Genomic DNA, 23,766 nt, shown 5'->3' with positions numbered 1-23,766 from the left:
GAGGCCGGGGACCTGGTACGGCCGCTCCCGTAGGGGGCGGCCGTACGCCGTTGTTCCGGTGGTACGCGGCAGGAATCCCTTTGTGAAGGGCTCGTGACTTCGCATCAAAGGCCATGTGACCAACCTGTGTTCGTGATCGATGGCTCCATGTCGGACATGTGATCTTGTGATGATCGACGTGGGCATGCCATAGTCCCGTTCCGCTTCCGTGGATCGTGGGGGCAGGGAACCGGGCGGCGAAGCACCCGCGGGGCGGGGAGGCCCCGCGGAAACGCTTCCCCACGTTCGGACACGGTCTGCCGGAGCACACGGGGCTTCCCCGGCCATGGGCCGGGGAACGCCCCGACGACCGGTCAACCGAAAGGCCGTCGCCGCTCCTCGCGGAGTACGGCGCGGGGTGGGGGAAACATGCCGTACATCGGCACACGAACGACCCGTGGTGTGACTGCGCTGGCACTCGCCTGCGCCGTCACCGTGCTCGGGCAGGGGGCGGCACCGCTGACCCAGGCGGTCGCGGCCACCGGCTGCGCCGGGGCGCAGCACGACTTCAATGGTGACGGGATCCGCGACGTAGCGATCGCCGACCCGGAGGCCACGGTCGCGGGTCAGGAGCGGGCCGGGCAGATCCACATCGTCTACGGCGGCGGCAAGGGCACGGTCGCGCTCTCGCAGGCGTCACCGAACGTCTCGGACGCGGCGGAGGCCGGTGACCAGTTCGGCTTCTCCTACGCCGTCTACGACGCCAACTCCGACGGATGCAGCGACATCGCCGTCGGCATCCCCTTCGAGGACATCAACCTGACCGACCGCACCGTCAAGGACGCGGGCCTGGTCCACCTGATCTACGGCTCACCGGCCGGCATGGCAGGGAACGGGCTCGGCACCATCGGCTTCCGCCAGGGCAGCGACGGCAAACTCGCCGGAGGCTACGAGGCCGAGGACTGGGTCGGATACGCCGTCGCCGCCGGCAGGTCGGCCACCAACATCCCCTTCCTCGTGATCGGAGCGCCCGGCGAGGACGGCGCCGAGGGCACGGACATGGGGATGTTCCACTACGTCTACGGCACCGCCTACAACGTCGCGCACGTGGCCCAGGACAGCACCGGCGTCTGGGAGGACCCCGAGCCCAACGACCGCTTCGGCGCGTCGATCGCCGCCACCGACCGCCACTTCGTCGTCGGCGCACCCGGCGAGTCCATCGCCACCACCTCCGCGAACGTCGAGTTCGCGGGCGCCGTGATCGCCTTCCGGCCGTCGATCAACACCAACGGCATCCCCGCCCCGCTGTTCGGCATGGGCCAGGGCCGCAGCGGCAGCGGTGACACCACCGCACAGGCCGGCGACCAGTACGGCACGTCCCTGGCGATGGCGCCCTACCGCCCGGCCGGCGCCACCTCGAACTCCGATTCACTCCTCGCGGTCGGCGTCCCCGGCGAGGACCTGGCGACCACCGTCGACGCCGGCGCCGTGCACACGTACCACGTCAAGGCGGACGGGACCGTACAGCCGATCACCTGGATCGACCAGAACCAGCCCGACACGGAGGGCGAGGCGGAGGCCGGCGACTTCTTCGGCCAGCGCCTCGCCGCCGTCAACACCGCCCCGACCGCCACCGGCACCGCGGCGACGATGCGTCTCGCCGTGGGCGTGCCCGGCGAGGAGTCCTCCGAGGCGTACCCGGAGGAGGGCGGCGTGCAGATCCTGCCGCTGCTCGGCGCGCCCGGCGCCGGCGACAGCTGGATCTCGCCCGGCAACGGCATCCCCGCCGCCCGCGCGCCCCGCATGCTCACGGGCATGGGCCTCGGCACGAGCCCCGGCTCGCTCTACGTGGGTGTCCCGTACGGTCCCGTCGCCGACCGGGCCGTCCACGCCTTCCCCTGGAACACGCCCAACGGCGGTGCGCCCACGCAGAGCTGGCGGCCCGGTCAGGGCGGTATCCCGGTCGACGGCGTCGCGTTCGGCGCGTTCCTGAGCTGACGGCAGGAGGCCGGTCCGCGCCGTGGCCGAGGGGCCACGGCGCAGGTGGGCCGTGCAGTGCCGGTGGGCCCCGTGCGCCCCGGGCCGACGAGCTGTCTTGGTGGCGGAGTTCCCCACAGGGCTGTGTCCGGCGTGCCCTCGGACACGTATGCCCGTCCGCGGAAGCCGCTGGGCCCCACCGCGAACGGCGCCGCCCCCGGACCCACGGGCCCCTCGACACACGTGGGCGCCGCACGGCGCCGACGCCGAGATCCTCCGGCGCAAGCAGCCGGGCAGCAAAGGGGAGGAACCAACGCAGTGACCAGTCCTACGCGTCGGCCACGACGCACCACGCGACGACGGACGGCGCTCGCCGCCGGCGCGCTCGTCCTGACCGCCTCGGCCCTGGGCGCCGGGCCGGTGACGCCCGCCGCGGCCGTCGCCGCCGCCTGCTCCGGCGTGGAGTCGGACTTCAACGGCGACGGCATCCGGGACACGGCGATCGCCGACCCGGAGGCGACCGTCAACGGCAAGACCCGGGCAGGCCTCGTACACATCGTCTACGGCGGCGGCAAGGGCACCTTGCAGCTGTCCCAGGAGACCGCCGGAGTACCCGGCGGGGCCGAGAACGAGGACCAGTACGGGTTCGCCCTCGCGGTCTACGACGCCGACGCCGACGGGTGCAGCGACCTCGCCGTCGGAATCCCGTACGAAGACCTGGAGACCCCCGACGCGGGGCTCGTGCAGATCATCTACGGCTCGGCGACCGGTCTCCTCGGCGGCAGGGCCGTCAGAGAACACAAGCAGGGTGCCACCCATTCGCTGGGCGGCGGCGACGAAACCGGTGACTGGACCGGGTACGCCCTGGCCGCAGGCAAGGCCGCCGGCGGTTCCTCGTACCTCCTGATCGGTGCTCCCGGCGAGGACATCGGCACGGTCCCGGACACCGGGGCGTTCTTCTACGTCTCCGCCGACGCCACCACCGCCCACGGCAACCACCAGGACACCGAGACGGCGGGAGCCGTGCCCGGAGTGGCCGAGACCGACGACCGGTTCGGCTCGACGCTCGTGGCCACACCCACCCACTTCGCCGTCGGGACCCCCGGCGAGGCGCTCGGCACCACCACCTTCGCGGGCGGCGTCGCCGTGTTCAGCCACACCCTGGTCTCCGGGTACCCCAAGCCGCTCGTCGGCCTCGCCCAGGACCAGGACGCGATCGCCGGCAACGAGGAGGTGGGCGACGGCTTCGGGACCGCCCTCGCGATGGTTCCGTACCGCCCCTCCGGGGCCACCTCCACCACCGAGTCGCTGCTCGCCGTGGGCGTGCCCGGCGAGGACCTCAAGAGCGTGGTCGACGCGGGTGCCGTCCAGATCTTCAGGATCACGGCGAGCGGCAGCTTCACCGAGACCCAGTGGATCGAGCAGGACACCGCCGACGTCGAGCAGGCGAGCGAAGCCGGCGACTTCTTCGGGCAGCGCCTCGCGGCCGTCAACACCGCGCCCGGCAGCACCAGTTCCGGCACCAATACCCGGCTCGCCATCGGCGTCCCCGGTGAGGAGTCGGCCGAGGAGCACCCGGAGAAGGGCGGCGTCCACATCGTCCCCATGGTCGGCGCGCCCGGAGCGTCCGACGCGTGGATCGACCCGGGCTGGGGCATCCCCGGTGCGCCTGCCTCCACACAGCTCGCCGGCCTGAGCCTGGCCGCGAGCCCCGGCGGGCTCTACGTCGGCATGCCCTACGGGCCGGCGGCCGACCACGGCGTCCACCTCTTCCCGTGGGGCACGGCCGGCGGCGGCGCCCCCACGAAGACCTTCAAGCCCGGCTGGGACGGAATTCCCGCCGGCGACACCGCATTCGGTGCGGCGGTCCGCTGATGAACGACAGGGAGAACGGACACGTGTCCAGACGTATACGACGCGGCCTCGTGCTGCGCGGCGCGATCGCCGCGGTGGCGGCCGGCGCCGTACTGACCGGCGGCTTCAACGCGCTGCCGGACGCCTCGGACGGCAGCGAGGCCGCACCCGAGCAGGCCGCGGTCGGCACCGGCACGCCCGTGCAGACGGAGGCCGAGGCCCTCGCGGTCGCCAAGAAGAGCGGCAAGAAGATCGAGATCCTGGGCATGCGCACGGCACGTCGGGAGATCTACGCCGAGCCCAACGGCACCTTCACCGCCCGCGAGTACACCGACCCGGTCCGCACCTTCCAGGGCGGCTCATGGGTCGACATCGACAGGACCCTGGTTCGCGGCGCCGACGGCAGCGTGGCGCCGAAGGCGGCCGCGGTCGGCCTGTCGTTCTCCGACGGCACGGCGGGCAAGCCGTTCGTCACCATGAAGCAGGCGGGCCGCGAACTGTCGCTGACCTGGCCGCACGGGAAGCTTCCCGCGCCGGTCCTCGACGGTGACACCGCCACCTACAAGGACGCCCTGCCCGGCGTCGACCTCGCGGTGCGCGCCGAGGCGGACGGCTTCGGCCACCTCCTCGTCGTCAAGACCCCGCAGGCCGCCGCCGATCCGCGCCTCGCCAGGCTCGACCTCGGCCTGAAGTCCGAGGGTCTCACGGTGAAGGAGGACGCCACCGGCGCCCTCAAGGCCGAGGACGCCGCCGTCGGCGGCACCGTCTTCGAGGCCGGTAAGCCGGTGATGTGGGACTCGGCCGCCGTCAAGGAGGCAGCCGCCAGGAAGCAGGGCCCGAAGGCGGTCTCCAAGGCGGTCGCCGCCGCGTCCGCGGACGCCGCCCCGGCCCCGTCCGTCGCACCCGAGGCCGCGCTCGCCGGTCCCGGCGGCGGCGGGAAGACCTCACCGCTCGGCATCGAGGTCGGCAAGGGCAAGCTGTCCCTGGTGCCCGACCAGAAGCTGCTCAAGGGCAAGGACACCGTCTTCCCGGTCGTCATCGACCCGATCCAGCGGACCACTTCGCGCACCGCGTGGACCGGCGTGATGTCGGGCATGCCGAGCGAGCAGGACTGGAAGTACTCCGGCAGCGCCGGTGTGGGCAAGTGCCCCACCGACTACAGCCCGGTGTCCTGCAACGGGGTGGGTGTGCGGCGGCTGCTGTTCACCATGCCGATGTCGTTCTACAAGGGCAAGCAGATCCTCGGCGCCACGTTCTCCGCCCGCGTCGAGCACATCTACAGCGCCTCGCCGACCGCGGAGCCGATCCGGCTCTACCGCATCGGCGGCAAGAACTACAGCATCACGTCGTCCTCCAGCTGGTCCAACACCTCGGACGACTGGCTGGATCACATCGGCACGGTCGACAAGGCCATCTCGCCGACCAGCTGCTCGAGCCAGGCCAACCTGCACTTCGAGGCCGGTCCCACTGGTGAGCTGACCAGCGAGGTGAAGACCGCCGCGGCCGAGGGCTGGTCCTCGATGACGCTCGGTCTGCGCGCCGCCGACGAGACCCGGCTGCCCGAGTGGAAGCGGATCTGCGGCAACGCGTACCTCTCCATCAGCTACAACAACCTGCCGCGGAAGATCACCACGCTGTCGCAGGACCCCGGCGGTGTCTGCACCTCCGGCGCGGGCCGTCCTTACGCCGAGAAGCCCCCGCAGCTCCAGGCCATCGCCAGCGACCCCGACCACACGAGCAGCAGCACCGACAAGGTGAAGGTCGAGTTCAAGGTCGACTGGACCGACCCGGTCACCAACGTGGCCAAGAGCTACACGTACCTCACGCCCTCCTGGCTGGCACCGACCTCCGGCACCAAGTTCACGCACACCGTGAGGTCGGAGATTCCGCAGAACACCGTCATCTACTGGAGCGCACGCGCCACCGACGGCGACGGATACGGTCCGTGGAGCTACGACGGGGACACGGTGCGCTGCGAGTTCATCTACGACGCCTCGCTGCCGGGCAAGCCGAACGTGCTGTCCAAGCAGTACCCGTCCAACAGCGTCTACCACGACGGCGTCGGCACCTACGGCTCGTTCACCTTCTCGCCCAACCCGAACGACAGCGTCCCGGACACCGATGTCGTCAAGTACCGCTACGCGTTCGACAGCACGGCCACGCCGACGACCACGATCAACGCCACCTCGGCCGGCGGCCCCGCGACGGTGAGCTGGATGCCGACCCGCGCCGGACGCCACTGGGTCGACGTCATCGCCGTCGACAAGGCGGAGAACCCGAGCACCAAGGCGCACTACGAGTTCCTCGTCACCGAGGGCACGCCCGTCGCCGCCCAGTGGAACCTCGCCGACGCGCCGACCAGCACAGAGGCGCACGACGAGACCGGAGCCTTCTCGGCGACCACCGGCACCGGTGTCACCTTCGGGGTGGAGGGCCCCGGCGGCAAGGCCGACGCCGCCGCCCGCTTCGACGGCACCTCCGCCGCCTACGCCGACGTCAACGAGACGGTCCTCGACTCCTCGAAGAGCTTCAGCGTCAGCGCCTGGGTCCGCCCGAAGGGCACGCCCACCCGTGACATGGCCGTCGTCAGCCAGGACGGCACCGGCGAACCGGGCTTCACGCTCGGCTACGACCAGACGGCCGGCACCTGGGCGTTCTCCGTCCCGGTGACCGACGTGGACACGCTCGGCGAGTGGAAGGCCGTCGCCACGGGCGTCAGCGTCGTCCCCGACCAGTGGGTCCTGCTGACCGGCGTCTACGACGCCACCAAGTCCGAACTGCGGCTCTACGTCAACAAGGACTCGAAGGGCACCGCCTCCCGCCGCTCGGTGTGGCGCTCCTACGGCCCGCTGCAGCTCGGCCGCACCACGGCCAAGAGCGGCTACCGGGACAACTTCGACGGCGACCTCGCCGAGGTCCGCGTCTTCGACCGCGTCCTGCCCGCCGCGCAGGTGGCGGAGATGATGACGGTCAAGCCCGAGCGGAAGAACTACTGGCAGCTCGACGCGGCCACCTCGGGCTCGTCCCCGGACACAGGGGCGGGGCAGGCGCTGACGCTGGCGGGCAACGCCCACATCCACCTGGCGCCCACCGACCCCTTCTCGGCGGACCCCTTCCCGATGGTCGGCAACGGGCACATGGTCCTGGACGGTGCCGGGGACTACGCGACGACGGCGACCGCCCCGGTCACCGGTGCCGCGAGCTTCACGGTCACGGCGCGCGCCCAGCTCACCACGCTCGACCCGGAGAAGGCCCAGACCGTGCTCTCGCTGCCCGGCGCGGCGGCCAATCGTCTCGCCGTCCGCTACCGGCCCGGTCCGGACGCGGAGACGCCGTCGATGTGGGAGCTCGCGGTCGCCGAATCCGACTCGGCCACCGCGACGGTGAAGTCGTTCACCGACGACCAGGAACTGCCCGACACCGATCCGGCGGGTCAGCACCTCGCGGTCGTCTATGACGCGTTCGCCAACGAGATCCGGCTGTACGTGAACGGCATGCTCGCCGACATCGCGCACGGCACCGACGACACCCTGTGGGCCGCCACCGGCGCCCTCCAGGTGGGCCGTTCGGCACTCGGCGGCGGCAGCGAGCACTTCGCGGGCGCGATCGACGAGGTCCGTGTCTACAGCGGAGCCGCGGACAAGAGCGCCATCCAGCAGATGTCCAACCCGATGGCGCTGCCGGACATGTGATCCCGGTGGGCGGGGGTGCCGCACTGCCTGCACCCCCGCCCGTCGGCCGTCCCATCCCTTATCTACGTGTGGAGACACGAGATGCCATTTCGTGGCCGGTTGCTGAACCGGCGCATACCAGGGCGGTTGCTCGCAGCCACCGCTCTCGGGGTGACCATCGCCCTGACCGGCACCACGGTCGAGGCCGTGCCGCTCGAGGAACCGGGCCGCGGCCGACCCGGCGTCCAGGACATCGACCCGCTCAAGGGCAGGGACGCCAAGGCGAAGCCCCGGCCGGGAAACCCGGCGAAGAAGGCCGCCGTCACCCGCCTCGACAAGGCCACGTGGCCGAAGGGCGGCAGCGGCGAGGTCGCCGTGACCGCGAGCGCCGCGCAGGCCGTCACGGTCGGCGGCCTGCCGGTGGCGGTCGCCGCCGTGCAGCCGAAGGCGAGGACGGGGCGCGCGGCGGCCTCGGGCGTGCCGTCCGGGCCCGGCCGGGTCAAGGTCGACGTCCTGCCGGCGAAGCGGGCCGCCGACCTCGGAGCCGGTGCGGTACTCCGGGTCCAGCGCGCGGACGACGCCACGACCGGCGCCAAGGTCCGCCTGTCCGTGGACTACTCGGCGTTCGACGAGGCGTACGGAGGCTCCTACGGAGCCCGGCTGCGCCTCGTGCAGCTCCCCGCGTGCGCCGCGGTCGCCGAACCGGGCAGCAAGGCGTGCCCCGAGCTCGCCACGCCGCTGCCCACGGTGAACGACCCGGTGCGCAACACCGCCTCGGCGGAGATCACGGCCTCGGCCGCCGAGCCGGCCGGCACCTCCACGATGGCGGTGCAGGGCGCGTCCCTCGTGGCACTGGCCGCGGGGACCTCCTCCTCCCAGGGGACCTACGGAGCGACTTCCCTCTCGCCGTCGGCGAGCTGGAGCGTCGCGCGCTCCACCGGTGGCTTCTCCTGGTCCTACCCCATGCGCACGGTGCCGGTGGCCGGAGGGCTCGCACCGTCCGTCGGGCTCTCGTACCAGTCCCAGTCCATCGACGGGCGTACGTCCGCCACCAACAACCAGGGCTCCTGGATCGGTGAGGGCTTCAGCTACGAGTCCGGGTACATCGAGCGTCAGTACAAGCCGTGCACCGAGGACGGCCACGACGGCTCGGCCGAGCAGTGCTGGGCGTTCGACAACGCCACCATCATGCTCAACGGCAGCGCGTCCCAGATCATCAAGGACGACGCGACCGGCCAGTGGCGGCTGTCGAACTCCGACGGCTCCAAGGTGGAGAAGCTGACCGGAGCCACCAACGGTGACAACGACGGTGAGCACTGGCGGATCACCACCCCGGACAGCAAGGAGTACTACTTCGGCCTGAACCGGCTTCCGGGCTGGGCGGCCGGCAACGAAGAGACATCGTCCGTGTGGACGCTGCCCGTCTTCGGCGACGACTCCGGGGAACCCTGCTACAACGCGACGTTCACCAGCGCCCACTGCAAGCAGGCCTGGCGCTGGAACCTCGACTACGTCAAGGACCCGCACGACAACGTCGTCTCCCACTACTACGCCAAGGAGGTCAACCACTACGCCCTGAACGGCAAGACCGACGTCAACGGCACGGCGTACGACCGCGGCGGGTACCTGAAGCGGATCGACTACGGTCAGCGCGACGGGCAGGCCTACGCGGCCAAGGCGCCGGCGCGCGTCGTCTTCGACGTCACCGAGCGCTGTCTGCCGGACACCACCTTCGACTGTGCCGAGAGCAAGCGGACATCGGCCAATGCCGCACGCTGGCCGGACGTGCCGATCGACCGGGAGTGCAAGGCGTCGGTCAAGTGCGGCTCCGACCAGGTCTCGCCGACGTTCTTCACCACGAAGCGGCTCAAGGCCGTCGTCACCCAGATGCGCAAGGACGCGACGGCCTACCAGGACGTCGACGCCTGGCTGTTCACGCATCTGTTCCTGGACAACGGTGACGACTCGAAGACGCTGTGGCTGTCCCAGATCGACCACGAGGGCCGGGTCGGAACCGTGGCCAAGGTGCCCTCGCTGGAGCTCTTCGGCGAGCAGCTGGACAACCGGGTGGACGCGATCGGCGACAACATCGCACCGTTCAAGCGCTACCGTCTGGCGACGGTGATCAGCGAGACCGGCGCCCAGCTGGACATCAACTTCGCCCCCGCCGAATGCACCGTGCCCACCCTGCCGCAGCCGGGCGGGTCGACCAAGCGCTGCTACCCCGTCAAGTGGGCGGCGCCCGGGCACATCGAGCCGATCGACGACTGGTTCCACAAGTACGTGGTCGCCGAGATCGTGGAGACGGACCGCACCGGCGGCGGCGACCGGATGGTCACCCGCTACGACTACAACGGCCCCGCGGGCTGGCGGCACTCGAAGGCGGACGGCATCACCCCCGAGAAGTTCCTCACCTGGGGTGAGTGGCAGGGGTACGGCAAGGTCACCGTCACCAGCGGCTCCGAGGACGTGCAGCGCAGCCGCGTCGACTACACCTACTTCCAGGGCCTCAACGGTGACAAGAAGGCCGGCGGCGGCACGGTCGCCGCCACGGTCACCGACTCCACCGGAACCGTTCACACGGACGACGAGGACTTCACCGGCTTCGAGCTCGAGACCCAGGCGTTCAACGAGGGTGCGGTCGCCACCAAGGTGATCAAGAAGCCGTGGAAGCACCACAGCGCCACCCAGACCAAGAGCTGGGGCACCCTGCGGGCGACGGTCGTCAAGCCTTCCGTCACGCGGGGCTTCACCGCCCTCAAGGCCGGCGGCTGGCGCGAGTCGCGCTCCGAGAGCACGTACGACACGGCGACCGGCACGGGCCGCGTCACACAGGTGAACGACTTCGGCCGGGTCGTCCCGGAGGGGGCCACCCAGGCGGAGAAGGACGCCGCCGCGAAGGACGACACCTGTACCCGTACCTGGTATGCGGACAACACCGGCGCGGGTCAGAACTTCCTCGACCGCGTCAAGCGGGTGGAGGAGGTGTCCGTCGCCTGCTCGGTCACACCCGACCGAAAGAGCCAGGTGCTCTCCGACGTCCGCAGCTACTACGACAACCTGGCCCACGGCGCTGCCCCGACGCGCGGTCTTGAGACGTCCGCCGAGCGTCTGGCGTCGCACGACGGCACCACGGCGACCTACCAGGAGACCTTCAAGAACGGCTACGACAGCTACGGACGCCCGACGTCCGCCACCACCCCCGGCTCGGGGCGCACCACGACCAGCTACACGATGGTCAACGGCCTGACGACGCAGATCAAGGCGACCAACAGCCTCGGCCACGCCACCCTGACGGACTACGAGCCGGCCTGGGGGCAGTCGAAGGGCCAGCAGGACCCCAACGGCAAGCGCACCGACATGACGTTCGACGGCCTCGGACGCATCTCGGGTGTCTGGTTGCAGGACCGCAAGAAGGCGGAGAACCAGACCCCCAACACCAAGTACAGCTACCTGGTCCGCAAGGACGCACCCCTGGCCGTCAAGACGGAGATCGTCGAGGAGGGCGGCTCGTACTCCACCGAGTACAGCCTCTACGACAGCCTTCTGAGGGCGCGTCAGCGTCAGGCGCAGGGGCCGAACGGCACACGCCTGGTGGCCGACACCTTCTACGACAGCCGCGGCAAGCTCAAGGTCGCCTACGACACCTACAACGCCGCCGGAGCGCCGTCCGACCAGCTGCTGATCGTGCGGAACGGCGAGGTCGAGTCGCAGACGCGCCAGGAATACGACGACATGGGGCGTCTGACCGCGACCGTCTTCGCGGTGTCCGGTGTCGAGCAGTGGCGTACGACCACCGTGCACGAAGGCGACCGCACCCACGTCGTCCCGCCGCAGGGCGGTGTGCCCACGACCTCGCTGACCGACGCTTCCGGCCAGGTGACGGAGGTGCGTCAGTACCAGAGCGGCAGCCCGCTGTCCTCCGGTCCCTCGTCGTACACCGCGACGAAGTACACCTACACACCCTCGGGGCAGCTCGAGACGGTGACCGACGCACAGCAGAACGTCTGGTCCTTCGACTACGACCAGCGCGGCCGCCAGGTGAAGAGCGTCGACCCCGACGCGGGAACCAAGATCACCGGATACGACGACGCGGACCGGGTCGTGTCCGTCACGCACGAGGGTCGCAACACCACCGTGACGACGGCCTACGACGGTCTCGGCAGGGTCCTGGCCACCTACGACGGTCCGGTCTCCGGGGGCAAGAAGCTCACGGAGAACCGCTACGACCGCGTCGGCGCGCTCGGCAAGCAGTACGCGTCGCTGCGGTACACCAGCGCCACCGAATACTTCGGAACGGCCGTCCAGGCATTCGACGATCAGTACCGGCCCTTGAAGACGGCGCACGTCGTGCCGGCCTCCGAGGGAGCCCTGGCGGGCACCTATCTCTTCACCAACACCTACAACAGGGACGGCACCGTCCAGACGGCGGGCCTTCCCGCGGCCGGCGGCCTCCAGGCCGAGGTGCTCACCTACGGGTACGACGAACTTCAGCGTCCCGTGACCATGCAGGGCCTGTCCACGTACATCACGGGGACCGTGTGGTCGCCGACCACCGATCTGCTGCAGCTGGAGCAGAACACCGGCGGCAAGAAGGTCTGGCAGACCTTCGACTACGAGCGCGGCACCAAGCGCGTCACCCGAGCCGTGGTCGACGTCGCGGGCTCGACCGGCGGACCGGTCAAGGAGACCGGGTACAGCTACGACAAGTCCGGCAACGTCCTCGCCATCTCCGACATCGGCGCGGGGGCGCCCACGCCCGACGTCCAGTGTTTCCAGTACGACCAGAACCGGCGTCTGTCGGAGGCGTGGACCCCGGCCGCGAACACCGAGGCGGCGACGGGGTCGGGCACGGTCGGCACGATCGCGCCCGTCGACGGGACCGCGCCCGCCGCGTGTTCCGCGGCGCCGGGCAGCCAGGCCCTCGGAGGCCCGGCCGCCTACTGGACGTCGTACCGGAGCGACGAGATCGGCAACCGCACCCAGGACGTGTCGCACGACATCGGCCTGGACGCGACCAAGGACGTCACCCGGACCTTCACCTACGGTGAGGGGCCGGCCGGACCGCACGCGGTGACCAAGGTCGTCGAGCAGACGCCGACGGGGAACCGCCAGTCCTCGTACGGCTACGACGCCGCGGGCAACATGGAGACCCGGACCATCGGCGGCAACACCGAGACGCTCTCCTGGGACGTCGGCGGCAAGCTGTCCAAGGTCGCGCACCCCGACGACGTCACGACTCCGCAGAACGAGGCCTCGGAAACCACCTTCGTCTACGGACCCAACGGCGACCGCCTCAAGCGCAAGGACGCGGACGGCACCACGGTCTACCTGCCGGGTATGGAGCTGCGCCTCAAGCCCGGGGCCACGAAGGCCGAAGCCACCCGCACCTACTCGCACGCGGGCCAGGACGTCGCCGTACGGACCGACGACAACATGGTCACCTTCCTGTCCGCCGACCACCACAACACCGGTGACCTCTCCGTCCACGCGACCACCGGCGCCGTGACGCAGAGGCGTTTCGACCCGTACGGCAACGCACGAGGTGCGGAGCCCGGTTCGTGGCCCACCGAGAAGGGCTTCGTCGGAGGCACGCTCGACAGGAGCACCGGGCTCACACATCTGGGCGCACGTGAATACGACGCGTCCCTGGGCAAGTTCATCTCCGTCGATCCGCTGATCGACTTCGGCAATGCCCAGCAGATGAACGGCTACGCGTACGCCAACAACTCTCCCGTCACGTTCTCCGACCCGACGGGTGCGATTCCCGCGGAGTGCTGGGAAGGGCTCATCACCTGCCGTATGGGCCCGAACGGCTGGGAGTTCGGCGACCCGAAGCCGAAGCCGTCCAAGGAGGAGCAGGAAGTCGCGGCGGCGGAGGCGAACCACCGCGTCGCGGAGTACGCCGTCTCGCAGGTGACCGAGAAGATCATCGAAGAGGTCAAGGACATCGTCGGGGTCAGCGCGCTGCAGGACTGCGCCTCGAACCCCGCGATCGGGACCTGCCTGAAGGCCGCCGCGGAAGTGGCGTCCCTCCTGCTCGGATCGGCACTGAAGGTGCTGATCAAGGGCAAGAAGGTCTACAAGGCCCTCACGCTGATCGACGATCTCTACGACTCGATCAGCAATCTGCGCAAGGCGGAGAAGCGGGTCGACAACGCCAAGGACGCCCTGGAGAAGTCCAAGAAGGCGAAAGCCAAGGCGGACAAGAAGAAACGGGACAAGGACTCATGTGAGAACCACAGCTTCCTTCCCGCCGCGAAGGTGTTGATGGCCGACGGGTCGTCCAAACAGATCAAGGACGTCGTACTCGGTGACAAGGTCACCGTGACGGACCCCGGCACGGGCGAGAACTCGGCCCGCGAAGTCGTCCGGACCATCGTCACGGAGGACGACAAGCACTTCGTGGAGCTGAAGGTCGCCACCCCCGACGGCGCCTCCCGGCTCACCACGACGGTCACCCACCCGTTCTGGGTGGCGTCGGAGCACAAGTGGATCGAGGCGGGCGACCTGCGGCCCGGAATGGAACTGCTCACCCCGGAGGGCGAGCGGATCCAGCTCACCGGACAGCACTTCTTCGACCAGCGCCAGCGCACGCACGACCTCACCATCGCAGGCGTCCACGCCTACTATGTGGCGGCCGGGACGACTCCCGTGCTCGTCCACAACTGCGACGACATCGCCCTGGGCAAGCAGGAGGTCGACGGCGACGACATGGCCCTGGACATCTTCGCCATGGAGCGAGGGGCCACCACCTACAAGGAGTGGGACGACAGCTCCTGGTGGTACGAGCACGTCAACAACTTCCTCAAGGACGGGAAGACCCGCATCCACGTCAACCTCGACGGCATCGACGACCCCGTGGCCTATGCCAAGCTGGGCAGTTCGCTCAAGCCGGCCCCGGAGATGCAGGGAGCGACGCGCTGGGAGATGTACCGGCTGAGCCAGTCCTCGGGTGCCTGGAACCGGGTCACCTGGTACCGCAACGGGAGAAAGGTGGCGAATCCCTTTGAATGACGGCCCGAACGCCGGGGGGCAGGTCCTCTGGTCGAGTCCGCTCAGGTTCCGCCTGTGGATCTACGGGGTGGGGCACTCGCAGCTCCTCATCCGTACCCCCGGGGGACAGGGACAGGACATGGAACCGATCGGTCTCCGCTTCGAAGCCGTGGAGCGGATGAACATCGGCCGGTCCTTCCGCGGCCTCAGCCTGGAGACGGCGGACGACACTGTGATGGCGGAGATCGCCGCCACGGGAGTTCTGAAGCCGCGTCCGAACCCGCTGCTGGCGCTCGTGCTGCGCAGTGAGGACTCGCTCAGCTGGGTCGTCTGCTCGAAGGTGGCCGTCGGGGTGTCCCGGTTCACGGACGACGAGCCCGGTTTCCGGCTCGATCCCGTGCACTTCGCCACCCGGGCCGTCCGGACGCAGTGACCTGAGCCGGCGTACGGCAGGAGCGGGCCGCCCCTGGTGCAACCGGGGGCGGCCCCCCTCTTCGGAAGCGGCCTCGACGGTGAAACGGTGGAACGGTGAAAGGGAGGAACGAGCATGCACCTGGCCTACTCGGCGGACGCCCGGTACGGCCCGCAGGGACACGAGTCCCGCGTGGACCTGACGGCCGTCTCCCGTAGCGACCTGCGGTGGTACTGCTTCCTCGGCGCGTGGCGGATCGAGCACGGAGGGATCGACATCAGCCCTCCCTGGGGCTGGACGCCGCTCTTCGACGCCTTCTACGGGGTCCGGGACGTCATGAAGTCCGCCCGGGACCGCGTGGCGTACGACTGGATCGACTTCACGGAGAACGACGAACGCATCCGCATCGTGCGCCGCGGTGACGACCTCGTGCTGTCACCCACCTACACGGACGCGGAGGTCGTGTGCCGCGTCGACGAGTTCGTCGACGCGGGGCGCGACTTCATCAGGCGCGAACTGGCCGTCGCCGTCGCGGACCACCCGGCGCTCGCGACGAACCCGACCGCCCGGCAACTGGCGGACGAGGTAGGTCTCGTCCTCGGCTGACGGGCGGACGCCCCGGCGCCCGCACGGAGCAGCCTCACAGCTTTTCGGCGGCGGGCCGCCCGCTCAATGGTCCGGGAGCAGGGCCCAGAAGTGGTCGACGATCTCTTCGATGTAGCGCCGGCCGTCCTCGCCGGAGGCCGTGCTGCCGCCGGCGCGGCTGAGGGTCGCCGCCAGGAGGGTCTGGTAGTCCTGCTGCATGGTGCGCAGGGGGTTCTGGAGGTCGCGGCGATCGATGGCGACGAGCTTGGCGATGGCGCGGATGTGGGCCTGCCAGCGGGTGGAGACCGCCTCGGTGAGGAGACGGGCCAGTTCGTCCTCGAGGCCGGTGATGGCGATGAAGTCGCGCGGGGGAAGCCCGAGAACGCTGCCGAGAGCGGCCGACTGGCGCTTGTCGCCTGTCCACAGGCCGGTCTCTTCCATGCGGTGGTAGGCGTCGAGCGTCAGGCCCGTGGCACGTGCGACATCCTCGACGGGAAGGCCGCGGGCGAGGCGGTGCTCGCGCAGGGTGCGGGCGTGACCCATGAGTTCACCGGGGGCGCACCACAAGGCGCCGGCCAGGGCCGTGAGTTCGTCGGCGGTGGGCAGGGCCGTGCCGCGTTCCCACGCCGCGACATGGTCGGGGGTGATGTGGGTCATGCCGTAGGAGGCGCGCATGCCATAGGCGACGTGGCCGTGCGCCATCCCGAGTTTCTCGCGCAGGGTGCGGGCGGCGCGCGCGTTGAATGGGAGGGGTGGATGCACGGTGCGAGAGTAGGCAGTTACTCGCCGCTACTCCATGGTCGCTGTCGCCTGCATCCCGTTATGCGGGATAGGTCGTCAGGGATTTCGTAGGAAACCACAGAGGTGATCGACGGTGTCAATTCCCGTTCGTTCACTGGCTGGTCGTGTACCGGGTCGGGCCACGTATGATCCGCTCGCGAGGTGCCGCATGTGTGTTCGCACAACAGTCGTGAACGCGCTTTCCCCGCGGTCCCGTCATCCCTCTCTCCCACCTGTAGGCCCAGGAGACGCCGCCATGCAGAACAGCGCGACCAGCCCGGCCGACGCGCCGCCCACCGGAACCGGCGGCCCGCTCGACCGGTTCTTTGGCATCACCGAACGTGGCTCGACATACGGCCGGGAGATACGCGGCGGGTTCGCCACGTTCTTCACCATGGCGTACATCCTCGTGCTCAACCCGATCATCCTGAGCAGTGCCAAGGACAAGTTCGGCGAGCAGCTGGACGCCGGGCAACTGGTCACCGTCACGGCCCTGGTGGCCGCGGTCATGACCGTGATCATGGGTGTCGGCGGCAACCTGCCGCTCGCCCTGGCCGCGGGCCTCGGCATCAACGCCGTCGTCGCCTTCCAGGTCGCCCCTCTGATGGGCTGGGACGACGCGATGGGCCTCATCGTGCTGGAAGGCCTGCTGATCTGCGTCCTCGTGGTGACCGGTCTGCGCGAGGCCGTCATGCACGCGATCCCGCAGCCCCTCAAACAAGCGATCAGCGTCGGCATCGGCCTGTTCATCGCGTTCATCGGCTTCGTGGACGCCGGCTTCGTCACCCGTATCCCGGACGCCGCGAACACCACCGTGCCCGTGCAGCTCGGCACCGGTGCGCTCACCGGCTGGCCCATGCTCGTCTTCTGCCTCGGCGTGCTCCTGACGATCGTGCTCCTCGCACGCAAGGTCAAGGGCGCCATTCTCATCAGCATCGTCCTGATGACGATCGTCGCCGTCGTCGTCAACGAGCTGGCGGACGTCAAGTCCTGGGGCCTGACCTCGCCCTCGCTGCCCGACAAGCCGTTCGCCGCCCCCGACTTCGCCCTGCTGGGCGAATTCGACCTCTTCGGCTCGTTCGGCCAGGTCAGCGTGCTGACCGTGGTCCTGCTCGTCTTCACGCTGGTCCTGTCCGACTTCTTCGACACGATGGGCACCGTGGTCGGTGTCACCGCCGAAGCCGGACTCCTCGACGAGCGGGGCCAGGTCCCCGGCCTGGGTCGCGTGCTTCTCATCGACGGTGCTGCCGCCGTCGCGGGCGGCGCCGCCTCCTCCTCGTCCGCCACCACGTACATCGAGTCCGCCGCGGGTGTCGGTGAAGGTGCGCGTACCGGTTTCGCCAACCTCGTCACCGGCGGTCTCTTCGCTCTCGCCCTCTTCCTCGCCCCCGTCCTGACGATCGTGCCCCTCCAGGCCGCGGCCCCGGCCCTCGTCGCCGTCGGCTTCCTGATGATGACCCAGGTCAGGCACATCGACTGGGACCGCTACGACGTCGCCGTCCCCGCCTTCCTGACCATCGTCGTCATGCCGTTCACCTACTCCATCACCAACGGCATCGGCGCCGGCTTCATCGCCTACGTGGTCATCAAGGCGTGCCTGGGCAAGGCCCGTGAGGTGCACTGGCTGCTGTGGGGTACCGCGGTGCTGTTCCTCGTCTACTTCGCCATCGACCCGCTGGAGCAGCTCCTCGGCATCAAGTAGCCGCCGGCGGCCCGGCCGACCGGCTGGGGCGGAAGCGCGTTCCATGACGGGTGAGGGCCGTCCCCGGTGTCACCGGGGGCGGTCCTCCTCGTTGTCGACGTCCGTCACGACGGTCTTCGACGTCAGGCGGTCGTCCTTGAAGCAGAGCCGGTACGCCGGCGTCGTCTCGTACTTCTTCGCGCGGTAGTACTCGCAGCGGCCCGCGTCCGCCGGCTCCGGCTGGACGCCCGACGGCGGGCCGTCCAGAGAGAGCCGGGGGAGGCGGGTGAGGACGTCCGCGCGGGTGTCGCCCACGCGGATGCGGTCGTACTGGGCACGCTCCATCACGGTGCGGGAGTCGCTCCAGAAGCGGAAGCCGAGGATCAGCAGGGCCAGTGCCAGGCCGGCGGCGAGCGGGACCGTGACGGCCTGGAGGAGGTTGCGGCGCACCCGGCGCCGGGCGTCGTGGAGTTCGCCGGCCGTGGTGGGGGCGGGCGGCACCGGGGCGGCGTCCGACGACAGCGGGAGCCGGGCGGTGACGGTGAAGCCGTCGGTGTCGGGGCCGTGGGTGAGGGTGCCGCCCGCGAGGCGGACGCGTTCGTCGAGACCGATGAGGCCCGTGCCGCCGGAAGCGGGCGACGGGGCGCCGTCGGGGGAGCCGCTCCCGGGCGCCGAGGCGCCCGTGGCCGGGCCGCTCGTGACCGTGACGGTGAGGGTGGACCCTGCGGACGCCAGGGACACCCGCACCGGTGCGCCCGGAGCGTGCTTGGCCGCGTTGGTCAGGGACTCCTGGACCACGCGGTGGACCGCCCGGGCAGTCATCGGCCGCAGGGCGGGGGCCTGCGCGGTGCCCTCGTCCAGGGTGACGTCGAGGCCCGCCTCCCGGGCCCGTTCGGCGAGCGCGGCCACCGTCTCCCCGTTCGGCGAGGTCGGTGCCGGCGCCCCGTCCTCCCGGAGCACGCCGACGATGTCGCGCAGCCGGGCCGTGGCGTCGGCCGCCGCCTGACGCAGCTCGCGCGCCGCGAGCTGCTGCCGCTCGCCGAGGCTCGCGTCGACCTCCAGCGCGGCGGCCCGTACCGCGATGAGCGACAGGTCGTGGCCGAGTGAGTCGTGCATGTCCCCGGCGATACGGGAGCGTTCAAGCAGCCGTTCGCGGTCGGCGGCGGTCTCCCGCTCGCGTTCCATGTGCTCGGCCAGCCGCCAGCCTGTGGAGACCAGTTGGGCGTACTGGCGGACGTAGCGGCCGAACAGCCAGGGGACGACGACCACCAGCAGCAGGGTGATCAGCAGGGCGAACCAGGTCCAGAGGTCCTCCAGTGCCAGGGCGAGGACGAGCCCGCCGAGCGCGACGGAGCCGAACGCGACCAGCGCCGGGCGGGCGGTCGCCGTGCGGCGGCCGGAGAGATACCCGAAGGCGGCCATGGCGGGTGCGTAGGAGGCGGTGAAGAGTTCCGGTGTCTGCCAGGCGCTGAGGGAGACGGTGACGACGAGGGACACCAGCGGCCACGACCGGCAGAGCAGGACCGCGAGGCCGAGAAGGGGGACGCCGGTGCCGACCCACCACCATGAGCCGCCGTCGTTCGGGTCGGAGCGCAGCAGGACGCAGAAGGCGAGCACCGCCCACAGCGCCAGGTCGGTGAGGACTTCACGGGCGTTCTCTCTGCGCATGCCCCCACCCTGTCAGGGACCCCGCGTTGGGGCCCCCGACGAAAGTGGGGGCGCATGCCCTACTGCTGCTGCTTCGCCGCCATGAACGCCGCGAGGGTGTCGGTCACCCACTGCTCGGCGGCCTCCTTGCCGACGCCGAGCGACGCCAGCGGACCGCTGCCGTCCTCCGCCTCCAGCAGGGCGAGCAGGATGTGCTCGGTGCCGATGTAGTTGTGCCCGAGGCGCAGTGCCTCACGGAAGGTCAGCTCCAGCACCTTGCGGGCACGCGCGTCGTACGGGGCGATCTCCGGGAGTTCGTCGGCGGCCGGCGGGAGTGCCGTCGTCGCCGAGGCGCGGATCCGTTCGGGGTCGGCGCCCTGGGCGGCGAGCGCCTTCACGGCGAGGCCGTCGGGCTCGGCGAGCAGGCCGAGGACGAGGTGCTCGGGGCCGACGAAGGCGTTGCCGGCGGCGAGCGCCTCGTTGGCGGCCGCCGCGACGACGTTCCTGGCGCGGGGGGTGAAGCGGGCGAAGCCCTGACTCGGATCGAGGTCGAGCGGCTGGTCGGACTGCTTGGTCACGAAACGCTTCTGGGCAGCCTGCTTGGTGACGCCCATGGAGGTGCCGATCTCGGTCCATGAGGCGCCGGACCGGCGGGCCTGGTCGACGAAGTGGCCGATGAGGTGGTCGGCGATGTCGCCGAGGTGACCGGCGGCGAGTACCGCGTCCGACAGTTGGTCGAGCGGCTGGGAGTGGACCTTCTTGATCGCCTCGATCAGATCGTCGAGGCGCACGGGATGCGTGAGACGCACAGGATCGGTCATGCGACAACCTTAGGTTGACGCGACGCTATCGTCAACTCGAAGTTGACGATCAGGGGGTGTCGGCCACCAGCCCGGCCTCGTACGCCAGAATCGCCAACTGCACCCGGTTCCTCAGCTCCAGCCTGGCGAGGACGGCGCTGACATGCGCCTTGACCGTGCCCTCCACCACGTACAGCCGCGCCGCGATCTCCGCGTTGGACAGGCCGGCCCCGACCAGCGCCACGACCTCCCGCTCCCGGGCGGTCAGCGGCTCCAGTGCCGTCCGGGCCTCCGCCGCCCGCGACATCCGTCCCGCGCCGAGCCGGTCGAGCACACGTCGCGCGATCTCGGGGGACAGGCAGGCGGCGCCCTGGGCCGCCGCCCGCACGCCCGCGATCAGCTCTCTGGGGTCCCCGGACTTCAGCAGGAACCCGCTCACCCCGGCGCCCAGGGCACGCTCGATGTACTCGTCCTCCGAGAAGGTGGTGAGCATGACCACCGCCGTCCCGGGCGTCACGCGCCGCAGCTCCTCCGCGGCGGCGAGCCCGTCGAGCCGTGGCATCCGGATGTCGAGCAGGGCGACGTCCGGCCGCCGCCCCAGGGCGAGTTCGACGGCCTGACGCCCGTCACCCGCCTCCGCGACCACCTCGACGTCCGGATCGGCGGCCAGGATCGCCCGCACCCCGGCGCGCATCATGGTCTCGTCGTCGGCGAGCAGGACCCGTACGGGAGCGGCACTGGTGCCGGTCGGACCGGCGGAGGTGGTCATGCCGTCAGCCTAGACATCCGGCAGGCCCCGGCGGACCGACTCCCGGCCGGCGCCCCGGCGGACGGGCGCAGTGGACCGGCAGGCCCCGTACGTGGAAGGGCGCTGCCCGGGAGCCGTCGCGGCGTCCCGGGCAGCGCCCCGGATCAGGGATGTGCGGTCAGCCTCAGAAGGTGAGCTTGAAGCTGTTGATGTACCCGGTGTCGTAGCGGGCCACGTCCTGCACCCGCAGCTTCCAGGTGCCGTTGGCGACCTCGCTGGAGGCGTTGACCGTGTAGGTCGCCTTGACGTTGTCCGCCGAGTCCGAACCGCTCGAGTTCTTCAGGCGGTACGCGGTGCCGTCCGGGGCGAGCAGGTCGATGACCAGGTCACCGCGCCACGTGTGCACGATGTCGACGCCGACCTGAAGGGTGGACGGGGCGTTGCCGGTACGGCCGGTGACGTTGACCGAGGAGGTCACCGCGGCGCCCGCGTCCGGGATGCTGACGTCCGCCGTGTTCTCGAAGACCGTGCCCGGGTCCGGGTCGGGGTCGCCGCCGCCGGGGCGGGCGCCGACGTTGATGCCGGCCCAGGCGTCGGTGACGGCCTTGACCTCGGCGCTGGCCGCGCCGTACAGCTCCGTCGCGACCGCGAGGGTGCCCGTCCTGGCACCCGCGTAGTCGGTACGGGAGCTGAACTTGGTGGTGAGCGCCTTGTACCAGATCAGCGCGGCCTTGTCGCGGCCGATGCCGGTCACCGGCAGACCGTCGGAGGTCGGCGAGTCGTAGTTGACGCCGTTGACGGTCTTGGCGCCGCTGCCCTCGGAGAGCAGGTAGAACCAGTGGTTCGCCGGGCCCGAGGAGTAGTGGACGTCGACATTGCCGATGCCCGAGTACCAGTAGTCCTTGGAAGAGCCGTCCCTGCTCGGCTTGTCCATGTAGCGGAGCGGGGTGCCGTCGCCGCGGATGTCGATCTTCTCGCCGACGAGGTAGTCGCCCACGTCCTGGGAGTTGTTCGCGCTGAACTCCACCGCCGCGGCGAAGATGTCGCTGGTGGCCTCGTTGAGACCGCCCGACTCGCCGCTGTAGACCAGGCCGGCCGTGTTGGAGGTGACGCCGTGCGTCATCTCGTGCGCGGCCACGTCGATCGAGGTGAGCGGCTTGGCGTTGCCGGACCCGTCGCCGTACGTCATGCAGAAGCAGCTGTCCTGCCAGAACGCGTTGACGTAGTTGTTGCCGTAGTGCACACGGGAGTACGCGCCGACGCCGTCACCGCGGATGCCGCTGCGGCCGTGCACGTTCTTGAAGTAGTCCCAGGTGAGGGCCGCGCCGAAGTGGGCGTCGGCGCCGGCGGTCTCCAGGTTCGACGGCGAGCCGTTGCCCCAGATGTCGTCGGGGCCGGAGAAGAGCGTGCCCGTGCCGGACGTACCGCGATTGAGGTTGTACGTCTTGTGGTTGCCGCGGGTCGTGTCGGTGAGCGTGTACGACGGGGCCGTGCCCAGGGTGACCTGCCCGCTGTACTGGGTGTTGCCGGTGCCGTTGTGGACGGCCTGCCACTCGTAGAGCTTCTCGCCGGTGGCCGCGTCGGTCACGACGTGGAGCTCGTTCGGGGTGCCGTCGTGCTGGAGTCCGCCGACCACGGTCTCGTAGGCGAGAGTCGGACTGCCGGTGCCCATCCAGACGACCTTGCGCGGGGCCCGCTCGGCCTTCGTCGCCTTCGAGCCCTCGGCCCGGGCGGCGCCGAGGGCCTGCTTCTCCGCCGTGGCCGGTGCGACGTCCGCGCTGGTGTCGACGCCCTTCAGGGCGGCGCGGGACGCCTTGGTGACCGCCTCGGTCGCACCCGTGGCGGACTCGGCGACCACGAGGTCGCCGCCGAGGACCGGCAGGCCCTCGTAGGTGCGCTCGTAGCGGGTGTGCGTGGTGCCGTCGCGGTCCTGGACGACGTCCCGGACGACGAGCTTCTCCTTGGCGGTGAGGCCGAGTTCCTTCGCGGTGGCGGCCGTCGTGGCGGACGCCTCGCGTATCAGCTCCGCCCGCTGGGCGGGGGAGAGGCTCTTGGGCAGCGCGCCCGGGTCGGCCTTGCCCGCCTTCACGGCGGCGGGCGCCTCCGGCTGGGCGGCGGCCGAGGTTCCGGTCTGGAAGCCGACCGCGAGAAGGGCGGCGGTGGCGATGAGAGCTCCGGTCGCGGTGGCGCGCCGGCGATGCGTGGGTCTCACGCGGACTCCTTCTGCGAGGGGGGTACCGGTCGGCTGGGTGGGTCGGCCGGGCAGAGCATGCGGAGCTGTGGTGCGTGGATCGGGGGAAGACTGGCAGCCGAGAACATGTTCTGTCAGGAGCGCGACAAGAAGTTGGCCGGAATTCGTCCGTTGCCCGATAGGTCATGTTCGGTGAGCGGACGTTTCGCGGATCGTTGCCGGGCGGGGCCCGGACATTCGCCCCGGCCCGACCCGGAAAGCAACCGGATGTTCACGGCGAAGTCTGCATCTGTGAAGGCGGCGTAGCGGTGCTGCTGATCGCGGTCCGGTTCGGGCCTTCCGGGCGTGGCTCATTCCGTACCGGGGCGGGCGGACAGCACGGGCGCCGTCGCGCCCTGCCGCACCGCCCCGGGCCCGCGCGACGGACCGGGCCCGGCGGCCCGGC

12 protein-coding genes are annotated in these 23,766 nt (G+C 70.5%); 7 read left to right on the top strand and 5 right to left on the bottom strand.

Features of this window, described 5'->3' with window-relative positions; translation table 11 throughout:
* Positions 1-441 precede the first annotated feature (441 nt).
* From ACTMTU_RS27230 to ACTMTU_RS27205, 6 genes are all read left to right on the top strand, one after another.
* Positions 442-1,977 carry an FG-GAP repeat domain-containing protein gene (locus ACTMTU_RS27230; protein ID WP_441266090.1) on the top strand — a complete coding sequence of 512 codons (1,536 nt, stop codon included), beginning with the start codon at positions 442-444 and terminating at the stop codon, positions 1,975-1,977.
* A 297-nt stretch (positions 1,978-2,274) separates the two neighbouring features.
* The gene (locus ACTMTU_RS27225) at positions 2,275-3,831 is read left to right on the top strand and encodes an FG-GAP repeat domain-containing protein (protein ID WP_441266089.1); all 1,557 of its coding nucleotides are present in this window, start codon (positions 2,275-2,277) and stop codon (positions 3,829-3,831) included.
* 23 nt (positions 3,832-3,854) lie between these two features.
* Complete coding sequence (locus ACTMTU_RS27220; protein WP_441266088.1) at positions 3,855-7,502, top strand: LamG domain-containing protein; 3,648 nt, start codon at positions 3,855-3,857, stop codon at positions 7,500-7,502.
* 126 nt (positions 7,503-7,628) lie between these two features.
* Positions 7,629-14,498 (top strand): RHS repeat-associated core domain-containing protein, encoded by a 6,870-nt coding sequence (locus tag ACTMTU_RS27215; protein WP_441266087.1) that lies wholly within the window; start codon positions 7,629-7,631, stop codon positions 14,496-14,498.
* Positions 14,499-14,616: 118 nt separating this feature from the next.
* On the top strand, positions 14,617-14,910 hold the full coding sequence (locus ACTMTU_RS27210; RefSeq protein WP_441266086.1) for a hypothetical protein: 294 nt from the start codon (positions 14,617-14,619) through the stop codon (positions 14,908-14,910).
* Between the two features lie 114 nt (positions 14,911-15,024).
* A complete protein-coding gene (locus ACTMTU_RS27205) occupies positions 15,025-15,495 on the top strand; it encodes a hypothetical protein (RefSeq protein ID WP_441266085.1) in 471 nt (156 codons plus the stop codon).
* Between the two features lie 63 nt (positions 15,496-15,558).
* On the opposite strand, the gene ACTMTU_RS27200 is transcribed toward ACTMTU_RS27205, so the two are convergent.
* The gene (locus tag ACTMTU_RS27200; protein WP_441266084.1) at positions 15,559-16,236 is read right to left on the bottom strand and encodes a helix-turn-helix transcriptional regulator; all 678 of its coding nucleotides are present in this window, start codon (positions 16,234-16,236) and stop codon (positions 15,559-15,561) included.
* Between the two features lie 274 nt (positions 16,237-16,510).
* On the opposite strand from ACTMTU_RS27200, the gene ACTMTU_RS27195 reads away from it, so the two are divergent.
* Positions 16,511-17,956, top strand: a complete 1,446-nt coding sequence (locus ACTMTU_RS27195; protein ID WP_441266083.1) for an NCS2 family permease — start codon at positions 16,511-16,513, stop codon at positions 17,954-17,956.
* Positions 17,957-18,025: 69 nt separating this feature from the next.
* Here the strand turns inward: ACTMTU_RS27195 and ACTMTU_RS27190 are convergent, their stop codons facing one another.
* The 4 genes from ACTMTU_RS27190 to ACTMTU_RS27175 all read right to left on the bottom strand — a co-directional run bounded on the left by ACTMTU_RS27190 (position 18,026) and on the right by ACTMTU_RS27175 (position 23,342).
* Complete coding sequence (locus ACTMTU_RS27190) at positions 18,026-19,603, bottom strand: sensor histidine kinase (protein ID WP_441266082.1); 1,578 nt, start codon at positions 19,601-19,603, stop codon at positions 18,026-18,028.
* A 59-nt stretch (positions 19,604-19,662) separates the two neighbouring features.
* Positions 19,663-20,403: a Clp protease N-terminal domain-containing protein gene (locus ACTMTU_RS27185; RefSeq protein ID WP_441266081.1), complete on the bottom strand. Its 741-nt coding sequence runs from the start codon at positions 20,401-20,403 to the stop codon at positions 19,663-19,665.
* A 49-nt stretch (positions 20,404-20,452) separates the two neighbouring features.
* On the bottom strand, positions 20,453-21,151 hold the full coding sequence (locus tag ACTMTU_RS27180) for a response regulator (protein ID WP_441266080.1): 699 nt from the start codon (positions 21,149-21,151) through the stop codon (positions 20,453-20,455).
* Between the two features lie 163 nt (positions 21,152-21,314).
* Positions 21,315-23,342, bottom strand: a complete 2,028-nt coding sequence (locus ACTMTU_RS27175) for a M4 family metallopeptidase (protein WP_441266079.1) — start codon at positions 23,340-23,342, stop codon at positions 21,315-21,317.
* Positions 23,343-23,766: the final 424 nt, after the last annotated feature.

This window comes from Streptomyces sp. OZ13 (assembly GCF_052068155.1).
Taxonomy (GTDB): Bacteria; Actinomycetota; Actinomycetes; order Streptomycetales; family Streptomycetaceae; genus Streptomyces.
This window is presented reverse-complemented; position numbering and strand designations above follow the sequence as displayed.